Source organism: Bartonella sp. AD328YNZD, assembly GCF_042196425.1.
In genome coordinates this window covers 1-5,742 of the sequence record NZ_JBHIQG010000153.1, presented here as the reverse complement: position 1 = coordinate 5,742, position 5,742 = coordinate 1, and the positions used below count along the sequence as shown (strand labels likewise).

Genomic DNA, 5,742 nt, shown 5'->3' with positions numbered 1-5,742 from the left:
GGTAGCTCAGTGGTAGAGCACTCCCTTGGTAAGGGAGAGGTCGAGAGTTCAATCCTCTCTCGCAGCACCATTTTATTCTTCTTTTGCCTCTCTCTTTTTGCCCTTATAAGTCTTCCCTATAAGCCTAAATCTTTTCCCCCAACCTCCATCAGCTTCATCAAATCCTCCATCCTTTAAACTATGCGTTTCAATAGCTTCAAAATCAATGGCCTCAATAACACGCTTAATCTCTAAAATACTTTACGAACGGCTTTTGAAATTGACCGCCCCCCAAAGAATAGTCCCTCTCCTATTGGTTTCCCCTCTTTCCTTGCCCCTCCCTCTTTCCTTGCATCTTCCTCTCTTTCATTTCTGTAAGATTGCCCCCCTTTACTCCTTCTCTTTGCCAAGCCTCACTATTGCAACAGCTCTTGGCACTTGAGACGATATAAGCATTTTTATTTTTTCAATATTTTATTTCTTGAATATTTTTCCCCACAAGCTCACCCTGTTTGTAATATGCAAACAAACGATTTTACTTGATTCAATATAAGAGCGTTTGAATAAGAGAACTAAGAACATCTCACACTATTTCAGGCTCTCATTGAAATTCAAATTGAATCTCAATAATGAATTATTATAAACTCATTGTTTGAACATATCCCATTGATACCTTTATCCGACCCAAAACGAATAATCTTATCTTTCTAGCCTCTCTATCCATCTCAAGCAACACAAGCATTCCCTCTAGAAATTAGAATAAGCTTCATCGATCTTATTCGTCATTTACAACAGATCTAACAGAGCCATTTCCAGAACCTCCTCTCAACTCAATTCCTTTCCCATTCTCCCCACCCCTTACCAAAAGCAAAAAACAAACAGTGATAAAATCCCCCTCAATAAAGCTTTCACTAAGCCACCCCACGCTCGCATATGCCAAACATCCCATATACTAGACATCCCATATGGCAGAAAATTGAGAGCCCGCCTTTTCAAAGAAGATCCCTCATTACCAATTTTATACACTATGGTTTTCCACGTGCTCTAAGCCTCCCTCTTTCAACACGCATCTTTTTTATACGAATACTTTGATTGATACGGATAGCGTTATTCCTCTTGCATAAGAGCCCCAAAAGCGAAAAGCTCTCTCCCTCTGTTCTATTGAAATTAATCACCCCTCTTCGCTTACACTTCACAAGCAGAAAGATCCGTATAGCGAGAAACTTTCCAAGAAAAGCATATCTCTTCGTAAAAAGCCTCCCAGTAAACGAGATTATGAATCGTCTCAAGAGCTACAGCCCATGCCGCAATTTTGGCAACGGCCCCCAATAGTACCAACTTACTTTTTCATAAAGTAAAGATAGGGTGCGCAATGTTTATAATCTCTGGGGGGTACAATCTACGGACTTTATAATCTACGGGGCTTTATCGTTATACCCCTCACGATATTATTCACAGGTGCCAGTATGAAATTTACGAACGCCAGGCATGAAATGGGTGTGAAATGAGCTTAGAGCGAGATATCTTTATTAAAACAAGTGCGTGAATGTACAACAACAAGTATATTTCATTTGGAGTATTTTGGATATTGCCTACTCTCCCCACCTTAGGACAACCATTTTGGCTACAGATCCCCTTATACTTTCTGCTGTCATACCTCCTCCAATAAGCTAAAACCCCACATATGCGGGGTTTTAGCCAGTACCACACCTTTACTTATACACATTATGATCATTATAACCATTTTTATTAAATACGTTTTTACGTATATTTTCAACACAAAAATAACACACATTGATTTATTTAACAGAAATCAATTAAATATTCATGATAATCATTAAAAGTTAAAATGATGAAATTATTATTCAGAACGTACGTCATAATATTTATAACGTTTTTTTCTGTATTCATATTATTGGGTTGTACTCAAGTAAGCGACCTTGCTGAATACGATAAGGTTTACCAAAAATATGTCCATGAAAATTACACTCATTTAGAATATTCTCAGAAATTAGAAAAAGCAAAAAAAGAGGTAGAATATTTAAAAGCGTATATGGAAAAAACTGTAAGTATACCCCATGACAAAAGTCAATTTTGGAAATATTTAATAATATTGCCCAATAATCCTCCAGAATTCAATATTTTAAGACATTATCACATATTGCTTGTTTTTTGTGGACGCTTTTTTGATTTATGGCAAGATGATAAAACGATGCCCACACTTACATTTAACGACTTACCAACAAGACTGAAGGATTTTAAAGCTAACGGGATGAAATACAGGAAAGATTGGGATTATATAGAAAATATTTTCCTCAAAGCAAAATTTGAAACAAACTTTGATGATCCAATGTTTGCGTACGCAGAAAAATTTTTGGATTCTCCCAATGGCATTAATCGAAAAGAACAAACTCTTCAGACAGAGCAGCTCATCATAGGCAATGAACTCACTCGTTTTAGAAACACAGCAACAATGTGCGTTATGGCTAGAGAGGTATACCTTAAAATGATGCCCAAAGAAAATGTAAAACCACCTGTAAGATATAGCACTTTTGAAAAATGGAAGCAGTATTTAAAAAATCTTTAAACGGATCATAAAACGCCTTTCAAAATACTTCTAAAGAACCATTAAGCCCCCCTCACAATGACTATAATCAGGCACAAAGAGGGTATAAAAAACAATGTTAATTAAACAGTCTTTATTGAGAAGCGTCTTAATTATCGCTCTTTTAACAACGCATCTTTTTTATTCTTCAAAGGGATATACTCATTCGAATGAAGTATTCTCTTCAAAAGAGATTACAGAAAGAGAGAGATTTTTCCGCATTTTCCTTGTTAATGGAAGTCGCTGGTGGGAAGAAAAATTCTACCAAATTCTCTGGATAGAAAAAACATTTTTTTTGGAAAACAAGCGGCAGTTATCGCAACCGCTCTATGAAAAACATGTCAATATAATAAAAAAATGGCAGAATATAATCAAAAAACGACATCATGTATTTAATACTCTGTGCACCCTTATAGAATTAGAAATAGATGCAATGCGACATGTGAATGAAGCAAAACACTCTCATGAGCATACACATCTCTCAAACCTTATGAAACACATAGAGACATATCAAGAGCGTATAGTTAAAAACAAGAAAGAACTTGAGAAACTTGATCATGAAATTGAGATCTTATACAAAGTTATCATAGAGTATACAAAATTACCATAAACTTTGATCTATTCATTCCATAACTTGATGAAAAGTGCTTCTCAAAGGATATCTTTTATTTTCAAGCACTTTGAACTATCTATCGCCATCTTTAGATACAGAGTGCCAAAGTACAGTAACGTTATCATACAATTTGTTGTATTTTACCAACATAAAATAACACATATTGATTTATTCAACAGAAATGACTTATAAAAGCTCATCAGAAACAAACGACAATAAATACCTTATGTTTAAACACTTTATTTTCTTCGCTATCGTAATAAGCGCTATTTTATTTACGCATCATACAACGAGTGGATGTACAACAGATGATCTTTTTGTTGGAAGTACTTCTCCGATCAATTGTATTTCAAAAGAATATATAAGACAGAAAATAAAAAAGAAGCTATTGGAAAAAGAACGCGAAAGAGAATGGTTAGAGCTTGAACAATTTTCTGTTAGCGCTTGTCCAGGTGGAGAATTTCCTGTTTATCATGGCTTTTCTATTATCGATTGTGTTTTGAGAGGAAGAACTAAAACAAAATCGTCTTAATAATGAAATCAATATAATGAAATTATTCATGCAATGGTTTATCGTAGCATTCGTAATAACAACGATAATGTCTGTTCCCATAAGTTTACTTTGGCGTTTTAGATTTAAGGTTCCTGCCTGTTTATTTACAATAATGACAACCTTGGCTATTATTGCCGTCCCTTTTACATTTGATTTATCGTCTCTCTTTTAATCTATTTTTGTAAAAAAATATTTCTAAAATATTAAAAACACCCTGCATTTTTAAGCGTTTTGAACTGTATCTCCTCTCATTTAGATACAGTATAATCACTATAGCCATTTTCATTAAACATGTTTTTGCACATATTCTCAACACAAAAAACAACACATGTCGATACATTCAAAGGGGATCAATTAAACGATCTTATAAAAGAAGAGCAATACACAAAGTGGCTGTATTTAATGATAGTAAATGAAGACGATTATTATGGAATTCTTGGTGTAAGCTACGAATGCAATGATAAACAGATAAAATCTTCTTTTCGTAAATTAGCTCTGCAATACCACCCTGATCATAATTCTAGTACCGAAGCAGAACAAAAATTCAGAAAAATTTGTGAAGCCTATGAAGTTCTTAAAGATCCTCAAAAGAGAGCAGCTTACAATCAGTTCTATCATGAAACTTTTAAAGATAATGACAAGGCTTCTGAAAGTAATGAATACGAAAAACCTACAGCAATTGAAATAATTATATGGTTATGGAAAACACAATACAGAATTATGACTTTTTTAACAACAATATTTATTGCTATTTGTTTTTTCATAACAATGATAACAGTGTTTGGATTTCAACTTTAATAGTCAAAGTGCTTTTGAAGAGCTTTAAAAGCAACCCGCAGCGAATTCACAAGGCATCATTATCCTTGATCTTCTATAACAAGGTAGTGTAGAAAAACATAAAGATTATAATGTCTCTATTCGTTCTTTTCTTATTCTCCCGTTTCCTCCACCCCTCTATTTTCTTCCACAACCCGCCCCCCAACCTTTCCCCCAACAAGCCCGCTTGATTCCACACAGACTTTTTCTCATGCCCCTAACATCCTTTCCCATATCGGCTAAGAAAATTCCCGCAAAGCTCTTCTCCCCAAGCGGCGCCCCTAAGCTTCCCCTCAAGAACGAAAGCATAACGCGCACCATTGTCTCTGCAATAAAAAAACACTTGCCCGTCATTGTACTCCCCCAACACTCACCACAAAAGCTCCCAGAAGCTCCCCCCTGTTCCAATACGTCTAAACAAGCTTTAACGACCTCCCCCGCCAAACATCTTTCCATTTTTCAGCATGCTTTACGTATCATTCCAAGCTCCCTACTTGCGTGCCGCAAAAACATAAAAACCGGCTCTTTTCCCCCTTGAGCGTGCCTTTTTATAAGTTGGAACCTGTCTGTACTGCTGCTTCTCTTCCCCCTAAGCCTCATTTTGTTATCCAGCATGCTTTCCGTGTCACTCCAAGCCACTGGATAACGACCTGCCCCCTCCATTGTCTTTTCCCCCTTGAACGTGCCTTTTTATAGGTTGGAACCTCCTTGTCTGTACTGCTGCTTCTCTTCCCCCTAAGCCTCATTTTGTTATCCAGCATGCTTTCCGTGTCACTCCAAGCCACTGGATGATGCCCTGCCCCCTCCATTGTTTTTCCCCCCCCAATGAACCAGCCGGCAACTCCCCCCCCACACACAAGCGCCCGCAATTTCTCATATATAGGCTCTTTTATAGGTTCTTTTCTTCATGCCCCCCTTTCCCATGTCAGCTAAGAAAATTCCTGCAAAGCTCTTCTCCCCAAGCGGCGCCCCTAAGCTTCCCCTCAAGAACGAAAGCATAACGTATACAATTGTCACAGCAATAAAAAACACACTTGCCCATCATTGCCGCTCCCCCAGCACTCACCACAAAAGCACCCAAAATCATGTCACCATATCTCTAAACACTTGGCCTTACTCCCATTCTCGTTTTCCTCTCCAGCATACGCCTTGCATGCGCTCCAAGCTCCCCGCTTT

The 5,742-nt window shown here is 37.0% G+C and carries 8 protein-coding genes, 1 tRNA gene and 1 pseudogene; 6 read left to right on the top strand and 4 right to left on the bottom strand.

Annotated features, from left to right (window positions below; genetic code table 11):
• Position 1: 1 nt before the first annotated feature.
• Positions 2-70, top strand: a tRNA-Thr gene (locus tag ACFIO3_RS07790).
• Between the two features lie 684 nt (positions 71-754).
• On the opposite strand, the gene ACFIO3_RS07785 is transcribed toward ACFIO3_RS07790, so the two are convergent.
• A complete protein-coding gene (locus ACFIO3_RS07785; protein WP_375607051.1) occupies positions 755-928 on the bottom strand; it encodes a hypothetical protein in 174 nt (57 codons plus the stop codon).
• A gap of 236 nt (positions 929-1,164) precedes the next feature.
• Positions 1,165-1,317 (bottom strand): hypothetical protein, encoded by a 153-nt coding sequence (locus ACFIO3_RS07780; RefSeq protein ID WP_375686644.1) that lies wholly within the window; start codon positions 1,315-1,317, stop codon positions 1,165-1,167.
• A gap of 577 nt (positions 1,318-1,894) precedes the next feature.
• Here ACFIO3_RS07780 and ACFIO3_RS07775 point away from each other — a divergent pair.
• The 5 genes and pseudogenes from ACFIO3_RS07775 to ACFIO3_RS07755 form a co-directional block, all read left to right on the top strand.
• A complete protein-coding gene (locus ACFIO3_RS07775; RefSeq protein ID WP_375704281.1) occupies positions 1,895-2,566 on the top strand; it encodes a hypothetical protein in 672 nt (223 codons plus the stop codon).
• Positions 2,567-2,660: 94 nt separating this feature from the next.
• Positions 2,661-3,194 (top strand): hypothetical protein, encoded by a 534-nt coding sequence (locus ACFIO3_RS07770; protein WP_375614450.1) that lies wholly within the window; start codon positions 2,661-2,663, stop codon positions 3,192-3,194.
• Positions 3,195-3,378: 184 nt separating this feature from the next.
• The gene (locus ACFIO3_RS07765; RefSeq protein ID WP_375686642.1) at positions 3,379-3,729 is read left to right on the top strand and encodes a hypothetical protein; all 351 of its coding nucleotides are present in this window, start codon (positions 3,379-3,381) and stop codon (positions 3,727-3,729) included.
• A gap of 16 nt (positions 3,730-3,745) precedes the next feature.
• Positions 3,746-3,922, top strand: coding sequence for a hypothetical protein (locus ACFIO3_RS07760; RefSeq protein WP_375615237.1), 177 nt, complete (start codon positions 3,746-3,748; stop codon positions 3,920-3,922).
• Between the two features lie 230 nt (positions 3,923-4,152).
• A pseudogene (locus tag ACFIO3_RS07755) lies at positions 4,153-4,392 on the top strand (DnaJ domain-containing protein); the annotation flags it as partial.
• Between the two features lie 312 nt (positions 4,393-4,704).
• On the opposite strand, the gene ACFIO3_RS07750 reads toward ACFIO3_RS07755, so the two are convergent.
• The gene (locus ACFIO3_RS07750) at positions 4,705-5,010 is read right to left on the bottom strand and encodes a hypothetical protein (RefSeq protein WP_375614451.1); all 306 of its coding nucleotides are present in this window, start codon (positions 5,008-5,010) and stop codon (positions 4,705-4,707) included.
• A 152-nt stretch (positions 5,011-5,162) separates the two neighbouring features.
• Positions 5,163-5,435, bottom strand: a complete 273-nt coding sequence (locus ACFIO3_RS07745; RefSeq protein WP_375614452.1) for a hypothetical protein — start codon at positions 5,433-5,435, stop codon at positions 5,163-5,165.
• Between the last annotated feature and the right edge of the window lie 307 nt (positions 5,436-5,742).

Bases quoted from the DNA above. Each gene is read 5' to 3' on its own strand.
- ACFIO3_RS07785 (WP_375607051.1), bottom strand. From the start codon at position 928: ATGGGATGTTTGGCATATGCGAGCGTGGGGTGGCTTAGTGAAAGCTTT.
- ACFIO3_RS07770 (WP_375614450.1), top strand. From the start codon at position 2,661: ATGTTAATTAAACAGTCTTTATTGAGAAGCGTCTTAATTATCGCTCTT.
- ACFIO3_RS07765 (WP_375686642.1), top strand. From the start codon at position 3,379: ATGACTTATAAAAGCTCATCAGAAACAAACGACAATAAATACCTTATG.
- ACFIO3_RS07760 (WP_375615237.1), top strand. From the start codon at position 3,746: ATGAAATTATTCATGCAATGGTTTATCGTAGCATTCGTAATAACAACG.